At 44.4% G+C, this 16,620-nt stretch carries 6 protein-coding genes; all 6 read right to left on the bottom strand.

Annotated elements, in window-relative coordinates; genetic code table 11:
• Window positions 1–76: 76 nt before the first annotated feature.
• Window positions 77–454: a hypothetical protein gene (locus tag RICGR_RS01345; RefSeq protein ID WP_006034687.1), complete on the bottom strand. Its 378-nt coding sequence runs from the start codon at window positions 452–454 to the stop codon at window positions 77–79.
• Between the two features lie 19 nt (window positions 455–473).
• Complete coding sequence (locus RICGR_RS01340) at window positions 474–929, bottom strand: hypothetical protein (RefSeq protein WP_240992178.1); 456 nt, start codon at window positions 927–929, stop codon at window positions 474–476.
• An 11-nt stretch (window positions 930–940) separates the two neighbouring features.
• The gene (locus tag RICGR_RS01335) at window positions 941–3,091 is read right to left on the bottom strand and encodes a hypothetical protein (protein ID WP_006035938.1); all 2,151 of its coding nucleotides are present in this window, start codon (window positions 3,089–3,091) and stop codon (window positions 941–943) included.
• Between the two features lie 51 nt (window positions 3,092–3,142).
• On the bottom strand, window positions 3,143–3,457 hold the full coding sequence (locus tag RICGR_RS01330) for a hypothetical protein (RefSeq protein ID WP_240992177.1): 315 nt from the start codon (window positions 3,455–3,457) through the stop codon (window positions 3,143–3,145).
• A 116-nt stretch (window positions 3,458–3,573) separates the two neighbouring features.
• Window positions 3,574–3,960, bottom strand: coding sequence for a hypothetical protein (locus RICGR_RS01325; RefSeq protein WP_006035277.1), 387 nt, complete (start codon window positions 3,958–3,960; stop codon window positions 3,574–3,576).
• A gap of 11 nt (window positions 3,961–3,971) precedes the next feature.
• Window positions 3,972–16,604, bottom strand: coding sequence for an RHS repeat domain-containing protein (locus RICGR_RS01320; RefSeq protein WP_006035920.1), 12,633 nt, complete (start codon window positions 16,602–16,604; stop codon window positions 3,972–3,974).
• Between the last annotated feature and the right edge of the window lie 16 nt (window positions 16,605–16,620).

Raw genomic sequence — 16,620 nt, 5'->3', positions numbered from 1 at the left:
ATTCGGATTCCCACGGTGATAACGCATTTCCTCCGCGGTAAGATTGATAACCCTAGATGGCTAAAAAATATTTATTCTACAATTCACCTTCTTCTTCGTAAATAATTCTGGCTTCGCGTTTATAGATTTCTAAAGCTTTAGGGTCATGGTCATAACAATCTTCCCAAAAACCTGGTTTTCGCCAATCCTTTGGGCCCATAACCATTAAATTTTGGTTAACGATCGTTATAACCCAAGTACTCGAAATTGAATTTGAAGTTATTTCAAATTGCGATGCGGAATATAATGCTGGCATTTTATTTTCGTTATCGCCAATTAAACGATAAAACGTTTTTTCTGATAAAGAAACCTCCACTTCAAGAACAATATATTCTTTGCCTATCGTTATCCAACTACTTTTTTTTTCATATGTTTTTGTATGTTCATTATAAATATTTTTACATTTAACTTTCATTTTCACGTCCCTTCAAAAATTATAGGTTAAATCTTGGTGGCTCATAATCAAAACTTGGATTTAATTCAAAATTCCATCGCCCTTGATGATCGAATACGGACTTATAATCCATACCATAATATATTTCGCCAGTAACATTGTTTTTATAAAAATGCACTTGAAAATTGCCTGATGGACTAAAGGTTGAATCTGTAGAATATTTAGCCCAATCATATATATTACCTTTAGAAGAAAGAATATCTCTAAGCTGCTTATTACCTAATCTGTTCCCTTGAGTAATTAAAATAGAGTTATTTATTGCTTCATTAGTCAACTCACCTGTTTCATCAAAAATAGATTTAGCTTGCTCAATAGCTAATGTTCGCTTTAAGCGCAACCCATTAATATGATTAATTGCTTCGTTTGCAGCTATTCTGTCCGTAGGGATTTGCTTTCCAAACAATCCCCATCGATTCATTAAGCGTGAAGCTTGCATGATTCCTTTCGCTACGGGGGCAACGGTAGTTCGGTTGCTGCGATCCATCCGGCTCCATACTGAGCATTACTCTCGGTATAGCCTAAATCCAAATCATTTTGTTGATTTGCTGTTGCATGTCCTAAACGTTCATGCATCACTTCACTGTTCGCTGCGGCGCGACCTTCGGCAATGAGTGCACGACGTTCGAAAACATTTTCATACCGTTGTTCGATACGTTGCCAAAATCCACTGGGATTTCTCGGCGGATCTACATGTTGGAATCGACTCACTTCTGCGCCAATGTGTTGCGCTAAAACTTCGTCATTAACATCAAACGTTACCGACGGTAATGCTGTATTTGCCGTGAACTGGGCATCGTTGAGTAATTCGGATTCCCACGGTGATAACGCATTGCCTCCGCGGCTCGCTTGCTTGCTTTCTTGATAGTCCTCGGAAACGGATTGTGATTGGCGCTGCGCCAGATAACCGGCCGTATCTGTCATCATTTGCATGGCAAGATTTTCCATATCGAATCGTCCACGGACGACACCACTCATCGCCGCAACACCCACGTCGGCGGCGAGACGCCGTTCTAACGGATTATCGAGTTTTATTTTAGAATTTAATCCAGCCGATCCCATCGCTAAGGCAACACCCGCCAGATCAAATTGCTGCCGGATTCCGATTGCCATTTCGGTTAATTGTTCGGAAACATTGATGGCGCCTGCTTTCACAATAAATTCCGTTAATTGCGCAGCGTCTGCATCCACAGGGAATGCACCCAATTGGGCACCAAAACCGGTGGTAATCATCGTGGTGGCCAGTTCCGTCAATGAAAATTGATCTTGGATGCCTAAGCCGATACATAAACCTTGGCCCGCTGCATCGACTAAGCCCGCTCCCAGGACTAATACGCCCGTTGGACCCAAGGTCGCCGTTAAGGACGCGAGCAATTCTGGGGCAATTTCAGGAACCACAATACAAATGACCACGGCGACAATGGCTTTTATTAAAAAACTTAAAAAGTCATCGTGGGGCGGTTGCGGCGTGTCCAGATGCGGTGTCAATGAACCCTGGATGATTTGCAGAAATTGATAATACGGACGCGACATCCCCGCTTTGTTATGCACCGAAATCAGTTGTGGGATCACGATCGTTTGGCCCGCAACCAGGCTCACTCCCCCATTCGCCGCATCAATATAACTTCCTAAACTCCCATCCCCATACAGATTCCGCGCGACCGATTCATAACTCTCTCCCGCTCCACACGTGTAAATCTCCGGAACGCGACCCCAATCCTTCGTCGACGCTAAGCCGATTTCTTTTCCGGCTTCTCCTTGCGGTCTGATAAAGTTTAGCGCTAAATCAAATGCATGTTGATAATCTTTTTTATAACTCGCTAAGTACTGACCATTGACCCGATAAAAATAATACGTCTCGACGGGGCTATAAAAATAACCCGCCACAAACGAATTCAAATGCACCCGGTGCAGAATTAAACCGTCCGGCGTCGCTACAAAATATTTATTTTCTCCCTCCGGATCCACTCCTCCCACCACCGCGCACGGTTCCCCATTCGGACCACGGTACGTCTTCACCAACGAATAACCACTCCGCCCATGCCGATTGCTTCGATACCCTCCCACCACAGCAACACGCCACGTCTCCCAGCCCACATACGTGTAATCCAGATGATCCACATTCCTGTTTCTATCTTGATAATCGATCGTTTGCGCCGTGGGAAATCCCATCGCCGTTAAGGATTGGTAATCGGTACGGATGTTATACTCACCCCCTTCTCCCTCTTTTCGCTGAACCGTCTGCACTAACCAGCTGTTTTCATTATAGGTTCGTTCCTCTTCTTTTGAAGACCAAAGATAGTTTGTCACGGCTCTATAACAGATTTGTCGGCCCGCCGGATCAAATTCTCTTTCCGTCCGCTTTCCCGTATTCGATCGTGAACCGATAAGCCCGCCATCTCGGTCATAACCGAACGTCCACGTTACTTTTTTATCTTTATCCGATAATAACTCACTTTCCGTAACGCGACGATCTTCCTTGTACGTAAATTCACGGCCTTTATTCGCGCTGATTCGGATTTCTCCTTCTTCCAGTACACCCTCAATCACCACGCGATCGTCGCTGTCGTATTTCCACCACACTTCGTCGCACAATTCCATCCATTCCGCAGCGGTTGTCACAGTAACCAAATAACTAAGTTTTCAGACAATCTACAGCTCATAATCATCTGGATTTTGTTTTTTAATTTTAAAACACTCTAATCCATATTGATCTACAAGCTCTCTAGCTTTTGCTCTTCCACTATCAGTAATATTATAAACTGGAAGCGCTGGACCTCTATTTGATTTTATTTTTTTGGTAATAAGTAAGTCCTTTTCTAAAATATCAGTAATATCACTAGTTTTTACTTTTCCAGCTAATCCACGCCATTCCAACTCACGTTCCAATTGATACCATGTGTATTTGCCATCATGGGCACAAACTAAAACTAACAATAACTCTTTAATCGATTTTTTCTTTTGCATATCCATCACCATTTTTAATTATTTTAGAATTTAATCCAGCCGATCCCATTATCTGTATAATGCCATTGTTAAAATTCTAGATATTATTTTTTTAATAAAAATGGCACGATAAAAAATTAAATTATACTTTCTTCACGATATATTTGTTCAACTTCTTTATTGAATAGCTCTATCGCCTTAAGCTCCTGATTTTCCACATCTTCGAAAAAACCATCATGACTCCAACTAGCAGGTAACATCGTTATAATTTTTTCATCGCCAAGTTCTTGAATCTTAATAGCCCATGAAGAAGGTATCATTTGAGAAATAAATTCAAAACCATTTAAGGAAATAAAACGAGGCTCTTTATAATGCTCAGTCTGTATATAGGCTTCGATACCATCTTTACTGCTCCAGTCTAACGCGAGTATTACATACTTGTTCCCCTTCACAAGCCAAAGACTTTTATCGCCTAGATCTTCTTTTGTGACGGGGCTAATAATTTTATTACATTTCACAATCATTACATTCCTCCTTAAAATTTAAACCCATATCGATCCAAAACTGATTGGGGAGAACCAACACCTTTAAATACATCAACTGGATTTTTAACTTTAAAGTCTGGATGGGTGTAATTGATTTCCTCCGTAAATCTATTTTGATAGAAATGAACTTGAACTCTTTGGCCACTAGGTAATTCAATTGATTGGGTAGACAATTTTCTCCAATCTGTTATTTGACTCCCATCTTTAGTAAGTTCCTTAACAACTGTTGGATTTTTTAAAACTGTACCTCGTTTCATCGCAGGAAATGAATTCTGTAATGCTTTGGTCGTTAACCTTCCTTCTAAATCAAGAATTCCTGCTTCTTTTAAAGCCAATTCTGAGCTTAACTTTAACCTAGTAACTTGGTTATTTGCTTCGAAATTTGACAGGGTATCTAAACCCTCCGCCTCATTTCCTCCAAAAACTCCCCATCGATTCATTAAGCGTGAAGCTTGCATGATTCCTTTCGCTACGGGGGGCAACGGTAGTTCGGTTGCTGCGATCAATCCGGCTCCATACTGAGCAACACTCTCCGTATACCCTAAATCCAAATCGTTTTGTTGATTTGCTGTTGCGTTTCCTAAGCTTTCACGGATTACTTCACTGTTTGCGGCCGCGCGACCTTCGGCAATGAGTGCGCGGTGTTCGAAAACATTTTCATACCGTTGTTCGATACGTTGCCAAAATCCACTGGGATTTCTCGGCGGATCTACATGTTGGAATCGACTCACTTCTGCGCCAATGTGTTGCGCTAAAACTTCGTCATTAACATCAAACGTTACCGACGGTAATGCTGTATTTGCCGTGAACTGGGCATCGTTGAGTAATTCGGATTCCCACGGTGATAACGCATTGCCTCCGCGGCTCGCTTTTTGGCTTGCTTGATAGTCATCGGAAATGGATTGTGATTGGCGCTGCGCCAGATAACCGGCCGTATCTGTCATCATTTGCATGGCGAGATTTTCCACGTCAAAACGGCCACGGACGACACCACTCATACCCGCAACGGCAATATCCGATACCAGACGCCGTTCTAACGGATTATCGAGTTTTATTTTAGAATTTAATCCAGCCGATCCCATCGCTAAGGCAACACCCGCCAGATCAAATTGTTGACGGATTCCGATCGCCATTTCGGTTAATTGTTCGGATACATTGATTGTTCCTGCTTTCACAATAAATTCCGTTAATTGCGCAGCGTCTGCATCCACAGGCAATGCACCCAATTGGGCACCAAAACCGGTGGTAATCATCGTGGTGGCCAGTTCCGTCAATGAAAATTGATCTTGGATGCCTAAGCCGATACATAAACCTTGGCCCGCTGCATCGACTAAGCCCGCTCCCAGGACTAATACGCCCGTTGGACCCAAGGTCGCCGTTAAGGACGCGAGCAATTCTGGGGCAATTTCAGGAACCACAATACAAATGACCACGGCGACAATGGCTTTTATTAAAAAACTTAAAAAGTCATCGTGGGGCGGTTGCGGCGTGTCCAGATGCGGTGTCAATGAACCCTGGATGATTTGCAGAAATTGATAATACGGACGCGACATCCCCGCTTTGTTATGCACCGAAATCAGTTGTGGGATCACGATCGTTTGGCCCGCAACCAGGCTCACTCCCCCATTCGCCGCATCAATATAACTTCCTAAACTCCCATCCCCATACAGATTCCGCGCGACCGATTCATAACTCTCTCCCGCTCCACACGTGTAAATCTCCGGAACGCGACCCCAATCCTTCGTCGACGCTAAGCCGATTTCTTTTCCGGCTTCTCCTTGCGGTCTGATAAAGTTTAGCGCTAAATCAAATGCATGTTGATAATCTTTTTTATAACTCGCTAAGTACTGACCATTGACCCGATAAAAATAATACGTCTCGACGGGGCTATAAAAATAACCCGCCACAAACGAATTCAAATGCACCCGGTGCAGAATTAAACCGTCCGGCGTCGCTACAAAATATTTGTTTTCTCCCTCCGGATCCACTCCTCCCACCACCGCGCACGGTTCGCCATTCGGACCACGGTACGTCTTCACCAACGAATAACCACTCCGCCCATGCCGATTGCTTCGATACCCTCCCACCACAGCAACACGCCACGTCTCCCAGCCCACATACGTGTAATCCAGATGATCCACATTCCTGTTTCTATCTTGATAATCGATCGTTTGCGCCGTGGGAAATCCCATCGCCGTTAAGGATTGGTAATCGGTACGGATGTTATACTCACCCCCTTCTCCCTCTTTTCGCTGAACCGTCTGCACTAACCAGCTGTTTTCATTATAGGTTCGTTCCTCTTCTTTTGAAGACCAAAGATAGTTTGTCACGGCTCTATAACAGATTTGTCGGCCCGCCGGATCAAATTCTCTTTCCGTCCGCTTTCCCGTATTCGATCGTGAACCGATAAGCCCGCCATCTCGGTCATAACCGAACGTCCACGTTACTTTTTTATCCGATAATAACTCACTTTCCGTAACGCGACGATCTTCCTTGTACGTAAATTCACGGCCTTTATTCGCGCTGATTCGGATTTCTCCTTCTTCCAGTACACCCTCAATCACCACGCGATCGTCGCTGTCGTATTTCCACCATACTTCGTCTGCAAGCTCTATCTCACTGGACTGAATGACCCCTTTTAGAAAACGACGGTTACTCACGGCGTCATAGGCGGTTGTAAACACCGCTTGGTGATCGCGCGTTAAAATTTCTCGTCCTAACGCGTCAATTTCACTGACGGTTTCACGCAAAACTTCGCCGGTTTGACTGCGGACGTTGACGGCAATCCGACGACCTTCGGTGTCATAACGATATACGGTTTTTTTATCCGTGGCTTTATCGGTGATCGCTGTCACTTGACCGGAGACATACTGATAATGCAGCTGTTGCTCTAGGCCGGCTTGTTCCACGAGTGCGTAGGCAAAAAAACCACCGTCTTCAATAACCGATTGCAATTTTAAATAATCCCCATGCTTCCCGTTTTCTGATCGACTTTCGATTAATTGGCCTTTGTAATCGTACGTGTAATGGGTGGTCGTTCCGCTCAAATCAGTGTGGTTGAGTGCGCGACCCAACGCATCCCGTTGCCACGTTAAACGACTGTTGTCGGGATTTTCTATGTTGATAAGTTGATGGTTACGTCCATACACCATACGCGTGCATTGACCGAGTGGTTCGTAGCGTTCAATGAGATTCCCTAACGCATCAAAATTATATCGACGGGTATTAGTGGCCGGATCGGTGTCACTCGTTCGTTGTTTTAATTCGTTATAGGTATAACTGCGCCGACGACCGGACGGTTTTTGAAACGCTAAAAGATTGTTTTCGTGGTCATAAAAATAGTGCGTGACTTCTCCACGGGCATCGTGCGCTTCGATCACTCGATTGAAGGCGTCATACACCTGTGTGTTTCTTCTTGTTCCATCGGATGCTATTTCTTGGATTCGATGTCCCGCGGCATCCAACACGAAGGCACGCGTGTTGCCATTGGCATCCCGTTTTGCGATTTGCCAGCCGCGAGGATGGTAACCCCATTGGGTGATGGGATTCATTGCGTGCGTCTCGCCGTGCTCATCGACTACATTCACTTGGGGTTCTTGTTTTTGAATCCGTTGATCGGCATCGTTATAGACGAAGTGCGTGGTATGGCCTAAGGTATCGGTTTCCGTTAATGGATTATTCCACACATCATAACGGTAACGACGTGCGGGCTGCACCAGATGTTGTCGATCGGGTGGATTCATCGATTGTGTCGGAAAGACGTGACCCTCCCAACGAATCACTAAATTTCCAGTACTTTCTTGACAGCGAAATGGATACACGCCGGCAGAAAAAGGGGTGACATCGATAACCAATCCGTCGGTCATGGTATTCACTGTGTCAAATTGTCTCCACACGCGGAGTCTATCGAGACTGACATCGAGATAGTCTAAAACCGGTGGTTGTTGGTCGGGCGTTATATCAGGGAGCGGATGGATGAGTAACAGATTTTTGTTCGCACAATGCAGTTCAGTAATCTGTTCGGGATCAAATGCGGGTGCAAGGGGTGTTTCGTTACGGTAAAGGGGGATCCATTCTTTAGGTGGTGCGTCTAAAAAGGCTGAAGAATGCGGAGGGACCATTTCCCATTCTTCTTCATCACTACTCTCCGAATTTTCGGTAGCCACCATTAACCAATGCGCGTGCAAGTGCGTTGTCGCAGGGGGAGTGTTGCTCATTGGCCATTGCACGGCGAAGGACAGTTTTTCGATCGCTAAAATAGGCACTCGGAAGTCTACGTTGCTTTGAATCGTATTGCCTTTTTTATCGGTATAGGGGGTGCGTTTTTGATCGGGTGCAATTTCTACGCTGTGGAATTGCGATTGATATTTTCTGTCGAGATAGTGACACGTCAATTTTACGACTTGGGATTGTAAAAAAGGGGGAAGGTACCAATCGAGTTCAACATGATTGTCTAAAAAACGACATTGTAAACCGGTGGCCAATTCGCGAGACAAGGGTTTATGCGCCGGTTTATGCGTATAGAGGGTAAACGGTAAACTGAGGTCATGCGGTTTTTTATCCTGTGTCAGTGGTTTTAATTGATAAACACCGGAGGAATGATGACTGAGATCGACCGAATACGTGTGGGTTATTGGATCGATTTGTAATTCTAGTGTTTCACGTTTTCCAAATTCATCCCATAATTCTACAGCGGATAGTCCCGTGGTATTCCCGGTTAAACGAACCAAACTGGGTTGTTGCGCGTCGGTGAGCGGCACCAGATGATGACTGCCGGTGGTATTCCCGGTATCAAATTGTACGGTACCGGAACTGATATAGACCTGTTTTTTTTCATGCGTTATGGGATCGGTGAACGTATAGTCCACTTGATAGTCATACACATCGGTGGCCCATGTCGATACATCGACGCCACACCGTCCTTCTTGCGTTGCGAGAGGCAACGTTTGTTTTTGTTCCGGAAAATCTTTCGGCCATAACGAAAATGCAGCCACTGCATTTTTTTCTTGTGGAATCGGCCAACTCAAACTTTGGATCTGCCCAAAATAGGGATACCGATGACTGGCTAAAATACTTAACGGAATAATCTCGGGCTGCGACGTATCGACTTGATAATTCGCGGGCAAGCTGCGCGTCATAATACGTCCGGCTAAATCGCGTTGATTTTCGGTGCGTTCCAGATCGTTGATATCCCATTCGAGTAAGTTTGGTATTTCTCGATAGGAAATCACGCTTAAATCCTTGCTCGGTGATTGCAATCGTAAGATCGATTGACCGGTTAAATCATAAAGCGTTATCGTGGGAATCCCTTTTTCGGCATTGCTCGACCACAACCGACCTAACCTATCAAAACGTCGATAAATAAACCCGTTTTCGGCTGTTTCACCTTCTGCTATCGCGTGATCAAAGGCATCATAGACCACGCTGTTCGTTTCGACCGTTTTTGTATCCCGCCGAATGTCAACACGCACTACGCGCTGGTGTGCATCATAGTAAAAGAACTTTTCATCCAAATGAATTTTGGTTTCATACTGATTGGCTTCTTTTTGTTGCCAGTTCGTTAACGTCCACCATTGACGTGCGAGTTTACCATGCGCTGTATACGTCAATCCTTGCGGTCGTTGTTGATTCGATTGTTTCCATTGCAATTTGCCACGTGCGTCATAGATTCTTTTTTCGTGCTGATCGGCTGAATCGACGGCGACCGGTTCGGGAATAGAGCCGGCTTGAACGGGTTTTGCGCCGTGTTGAAAACGCGTGGTTAAGACTATTTGTCCATGGGCATTATGTCCATAATAGGTTAATGGAATAATAACGTTGGAATAACCGGCATTGTCACGTGCCACTTCGGTTTGTGCAAGCTTGCAACCGCGTGCATCATAATAATGCCATTCGACGCTACCATCTTCTAAGGTTTTAGCAATCATTTGTCCGTTGGCGTTATAGTGGTAGCTTACGCTGAGATCGTGAGGTGAAGTATCCGTAAACGTGGGAAGTCCATCGGTTACTTGTAAGGTTTGACGAATCGCTTGCACACGCACTTTTTTGATTAAGCGATTGGCTTTATCATAATAAAATTGTTCTTGACGATCGGTTGGTGAGGCTATTTTGTCGAGTGCCTGTTTGAGTTCTTCAAAAGGTAACGATGCATCCAGCGGTCGATTTAAGGTTTTTGCATACGCAATCTGTTTCATTCGTTGATTAAACTGATCATTCTCAAAACGTTGACAACGATACTGCGGCGTTTGGTTTTCTACGTCGATGCGATCGAGTTCTGCCACGGGTGTACCGTTGCGGTCCAACCAATAAACGTGTTCTTTATGGCGTAATGCGTCGATCTTTTCAGATTGCGCAATCTGTTCGCCCCACGCATTATATGTTTTTTTAATTTCTGCTTTTTCTTGACTGAGTCCTGCGCCTGCTTTGTTTTTGAAATGTTGTGTATAACAATAAACGGGGCCTTGACGTTGTAAAATCATTCTCCCACAGCGATCGTATTGGTAATCGGTGATTTGATCGGCGTCGGTATGTCGGGTTCGATAATAATCATCCAAAACCGATTTCGGAATCCCTGTTTGACCATACACACTGAGATCGAGTGTACACGGCGTCGCATTGATTATTTTTCGACGGGTTTGACCAAACGCATCCCGTTCTTTTTTTGTTGTCACGCCGACTGCGTTCACCTGATACACCAGACGGTGTTGTTGATCGTACACCCAAAATTGCCAATGACCGGCGGCGTCTTGATCGGCGACTTTGAGCCCTTTGGCATTCACGGTTCGTGTGGTCGTTAACGTTTGTTTGCTTTCGGGACGATAACGCCAATCATCGGGTTTTAAGCGGGTTCCATTATCAACTGCAATACCGGGTACATGGGTTCTGTGCCATTGATTGAGTCCGTTGTATTCTGCTTCAAACACACGGGGCTCTTGCGTATTGGCAGCCGTCATCATGCGAACAAGGTTACCGACTTGGTCGTACGTTTTATGTTTTTCGAGGACCACCGTCGAATCGCTTGCAACCAAAAAGCCGGATGCATCTTGAGACATTTCAGTCATCGTGACAGGGGGTGTCCTTTCAATCATCGGTCGTTTGGCGCGATCGAACATTGTTTTCCACATCGATTGTTGTCGATCGGTATACGTCGTTCGATTTCCTAAGGCATCATACTGGTAGGTTTCCACAGCGCCCACAGCGTCGGTGTGTTTGATCAAACGATTGGCTGCATCATATTCTTTTTTGGTGATGCGGTCTTGTGTCGCATCGGGTTTTAAGAATTGTAATTGCGTCAATAACCACGCATATTCTTGAGGAACCTTCAAACGTTGATTAAACTGAACCGCTTCAATCAAATTTCCTTTGGCATCGTGTTGATAACGAATCACCTGACCTTCCGATTTCACCGTGTAGCGCGGTTGACCGAAACGATCAAAAAAGAAAAACTGATAACGATCCTGGCACTCATCTTTTTTAAGATGGGATAGCACGTCTGCTATGGGTAATTTGACGAATTGGCTCGGATCCTCAACCGGATTGGCATAGCGGATTTGACTTATCACGCGTCCTTGTTTATCAAAGCGTTGTTCGCGTACATAATGTTGTGGATCGATAGAAAATCGCAACTGGCCTACTTCATCGCGTAAGAAATAGTGATGTCGATCCGACGTGGCATTTTCAATTTTAGTCACCTGTTTCGCAAGTTGTTCGGTCGTCCGCTTTTCGATGTTGTCTAGGGCGATGCCGGTTGCATATTGGATCGTTTGTATTTCTTGTTGTAAGGCATCATAGCGTTTTTCGTTGACGTAACCCTGTTGGCCGTCACAACACACCACAAAGCGTTGCTTGCCATTGGCATCGTAAAAGTAATACGTGCGCGTATCTTCTGCATCGGGCTTTAGCATCGCGCGTAATTGTTCGGGTGTGGTGTCATCCTGAATCTGTAAAACGTCATTGATGGGTTGTTGATAGTGTCTTTCTAAAATGATTTGATCGACTGCGTTATATTTCCATTCCGTCACGCCACCTAACGCGTTGATCTGAAAACAACGTCGTCCGGCGGCGTCGAGAATAAATCGGGACACTTGGCCATTGGCATCGATTTCTGCCAGCAGGCTATCTTGGCCATTTTTATGGTGTTGGGTTTGGATGTTTAACGCGTCTTTACGCGTTTCAGTGAGCGGATCGACCGTGGTTTTGTCGTGTCGATTTAAACCATCATAATCCAGTTGACGCGTATAGCAATCGCTCTCGTTGACATCCCCTTGTGTTTCACGCACTAATTTTTTTTGGCCGTTGTAGGTGCGGGTTGTGATGAGGTTTAAACCGTTTTTTTCGGCATCGAAGCATTCTTCAATGACTAATCCCCGCCTGTCATATTTATTTTCTTGAACGATGCCTTTGGCATCGATGGTTTTTACACAGTGTCCTAAAAGATTATAGTGAGCGTGTGTTTGTCGTTTTATCCCTTCCGCATCGTGTATTGTTGTGATGACGCGTCCCAGGGCATCATAAATAAATTGTGTTTTAATGCCGCTAAGGATCTGTTTTTCCGTTAACCATCCTAATAAATTGTAAACCGCCGAATAGCCTCTACCCAATGCATCGGTATAATGACTAATCTGGCCACAGGGGGTGTGTTGCCAGGTTTGTGTGTGTAGATGGGCATCAATTTCTTTAATCTTTTCTGCAAAAATATTGCGGATGATGATTCGCTGATGACCCAAAGGATCAATAATCACTTCATAGCGTTTGTTAAGATGGTAATGATAGTGTGTCGTTTGGCCTAAGGCCGTGCTGGTTTGCGTCGGTTGATCCCAGGCATCATAGCTTATCTGACGACGCTGTTGTTGCAGCGGGTTTTGTGTCCAGATTAAACGGCCTTTGCGATCATACCCGTGTTGATAATCGCCTTTTAATTCATCACGGAGATGCGTCAACTTCCCATAAGGATTACTGTAATCCCGTTTTACTTTAATGCTTAACGCATCGGCTTGACGCTGCGTGCTTATTTCTAATCCGCGTGCATCAAATTGGCGCTGGATCATGAGGGTGGGTTGTTTCGATCCGACCGGTAAAAGGGTTTGTATCCCTTCAGAAAAAGCATTGGGAATGTGTTGTGTCTCAAAGCCTTCTGGATCGATACGCGTAATAACCTCGTCGCGTTTGTTATAAAACGTTTGTGTGACCACATCCTGGTCCTCTTGCAGTGCATCTAACGCGTGACGCAATGCATCCGACATAAAACCACCGGTCAGTGGTTCATTCCATTTGTCGGCTAAAACGGCTTTCACTTGGCTGTAATCACGCGTTTTAACGATATTATTAAAGGTATCGCGCGTATATTCTCGAATCTGTGTTTGTTTATCCGCAACAACGTGTAGGCTTACTATTAACTGCCGTTCAGTGTTGTAATAGAAGTAGGTTAATTGATCGCTAGCCTCTGGGGTTGCACGAACCGCGGTCGATAATTTTAACCCGCTGGCATCATAAACATGACGTCGCGTCTGTTCATTCCATATTTTTTCTTTTCGCTGCTGTTTTTCTTCCGGTTTCAGTGTGTTATCGGCCTCAATCCGCGCCAGTAATTCACTATTCTGTGCGGATGCTTTGGCAATGATTTGACCCCATCCATCAAAACGCATTTCGTTGGCGCGGTAGGTATCGCCGTTAATCTCTAAGCGTGTTCCATCCTGTTCTCCTTTGGCAATCACTTCCCCCATATTATCGTAACGGGTGAACGTTACTTTTCCATCGGATCGGTGGCGTTCTATTTCACGATTCAGTACATCGTATTCATAATCTGTGGTCTTGTCATCCACTGAACCCTCTGGCAAAGCTGGAACACGCTGCGTATTTTTATACCACGTTGCATCGACCGGATTGGCATAACGCGTTTCACGACTGACTAAACCGTTAAGCAAATAATCCTTGGTCGTCACATAGCCTTCGGCATCGACGCTTAAAACCACCCAACCCCGCGGATTATAGAAAAAGTAATGATGCGCATCTTCCGCACTGGCAACGGGTCGAATCTTGTCAAAGTTCTGCGTTGTGATACTGATGATTTGAGGGTGGGGGTATCGAATGATTTCAGTCAACCATCCTGCACCATTGTATTTGTATTCGATCACGTAGCCGGCGGCATCTTGTGTTCCTATCCGGTATTGATCGGCGTCATAAAACGTGCGCTGGATGCGATCGCATTGCGGGTCTGCGGATAAAGCAATACTTTCGCCTTTCAGCAAGGCGGCTAACTGTTCGGGTTTCATGGGTGTTGCATAATTGATCTGTGCAATCACCGCATCCCGCTCGTTATAGAGCGTTTGGCGATAATAATTTTCGGCATCAACTTGGATGCTTAATCGATCGGAGTGATCATAAAATTCATAACGGATGTGATCATGCTGAGGATCGATGATGTCCATTTGTTGGATTAGTTTTGATAAATCATCAATAATGGGCAGATCATTCTGATCTGCCATGGCATCCAGCTTTTTTATATCCAGCTTTTTTGCATAACCAATCGTCATTTTACTCCGCTTTTGGGCGTCATAACGATATTCAGTGAGACGTCCACTCGAATGAACCACAAACCCTACACGATTTTGTTTGTCAAAAAATCGATAGCTGAATTCGCCATCGGCTGTAGTGCATTTTTCAGTACAACAATCTAAAATATTTCTGCGGTAAGTCGTCTCGCGTGTGACCCACTGATTATTGAATGATATCGTTTGTTGTTCTTTAGCAACCCATCCACGGGCATCCCATTCAGTGATTTCTTTTCGGTTATTCGGCCGAGTAATCTGCATATGCCGGCTATCGTATTGATACGTGGTCATTTCTTCGGCGGCATTTTTCTCGGATAAAAGGCGTCGCAGACTATCGTAATCGCGGTAGGTATCCAATGAATTTTTATCGCTCATTTTGCGGTATTCGCTATGGAAGCACCAATCCCCAAAGGCGGTATAATGCGTATTCACAAGGCTTGCCTTGTCATCTTTGACACCTTCTCCTTGGGCATTGATCGTCCCATAATAATAGGTTCGTCGGCGACGGACGCCATATATTTGGGACTCCGTTAAACTTATTTTTTGTAAATTTTGTTGTGCAAGCCAGCTTGTCATTTCTGCGAGCGTGGGCACTCCATTTTTCGGATAGTGCTCAATCGGAAAGCGTGCCTCCAAATAAATGCGCGTGTATTGATGGTAACCAAAGTATTCATAACGGTATTCAGTAACGCGACCTTCGGGACTGATTTCAAAGCGTAAAAATAAACCCCGATCCAGACTAAACGCTTGATCATAAACTTTACGCGTCACCTGTGCTTGACCATTCACCGTATGAATTTGCGCAATCAAATTATGGCGGGGACTGGTTTGGTCATAAACATATTCGGTTATTTGTCCATTGGCTTTTTGGTGTTTCATTAACAAGCCGCTCGGCTCTTCGTATTGAAAGTATTGTTTACCTTGACCTGCAGAGGTCATACTCGCTAATTGACCTTTTTCGTTGTAACGATAAAAGCGGCTATCGACCGGATTCAACATCGTGAAGGGATAACCTCTTTCTCGATCGATTTGTGTGATCGACGCGTGTTCATTAAAATATAATTTTGTAGTTATCTTGGTATAACTTTGTATGATCGTATTGTGGCGCTGGTAAGAAAGTCTCATTAATAAAATGCTGGTATCGGCAGGATTCGGGTAATTAACTTGATTAATCCGTCTTACTGCATTCTCCGTGAGATCATGGTATCTAAAAGATAAATTGCTTCCATCGGTTTGTTCCACTCTATCGAGATAAGCAAAGGTCAAAACATCATCGGTCAACTCAGCGGGGTGTTGACATTGAGCGCGGTAGACAAAATTAATTTTTGGGTATTTTGCACGATCGTACGTTTTTTTAGGGAGTATGGTCTGTCTTAAACGGCCATGCGTATCGAACACCGACGTTCTTAATGACGTTGAGCCTAGTGAATTCACTTGAACAATCCACTCGATACGTTCACCGTTTACCACGTCTTGACGAAATTCATAAGTAGACCCAGGCGCATCTATGCGAAGCAGGTAGTGCATTTGAAAACTATCATAATAATAGGTTGTTGACTCATTTTTACTATTTAAACATTCAATCAAATCACCGTCTGCGTTGTAGATCTCAGTCATCTGTGTTTTCGGATCAAACCAACGCCATTCTTTCGCTGCAGCATCATATTTAAGAGAGGGACGGCTATCTGACCAATAGGGAGCCATCCACGCATTCGTTTTACGATCAAATTGATACAGGGTTTCATGTCCATCTTTTTCGATTAATAGCGCTGGTGAAGTCTGACCCGGTTGAGGAAGACGTTTGAAACGTTTATGCGCAAAACGCCAAACATCCGCCATGGTTTCAGCCTGACTGTTATACACATAATAAAATTCTAATGGGAAATTATTTTCTTGGATCACTATCTTATGATCAAAAATAATGTGGTTTCCGGTGTTTACATTAATAAAGGTTTGCATTTTTAACTCGCCGAAATCACGGCTGGGTAATGCAGGGCCTATTTGAGTCCAGGATGAATAAGAAACACCCAGACCTTTTCCGGAAATAAGATTAAATGGATATGCTAAATTCATAGGAATATTCCTTATT

The sequence above is a fragment of the Rickettsiella grylli genome, from assembly GCF_000168295.1.
GTDB lineage: Bacteria > Pseudomonadota > Gammaproteobacteria > Diplorickettsiales > Diplorickettsiaceae > Aquirickettsiella > Aquirickettsiella grylli.
Note: the sequence above shows the minus strand (reverse complement) of the source record. Positions and strands in the feature narration are given on the sequence as shown.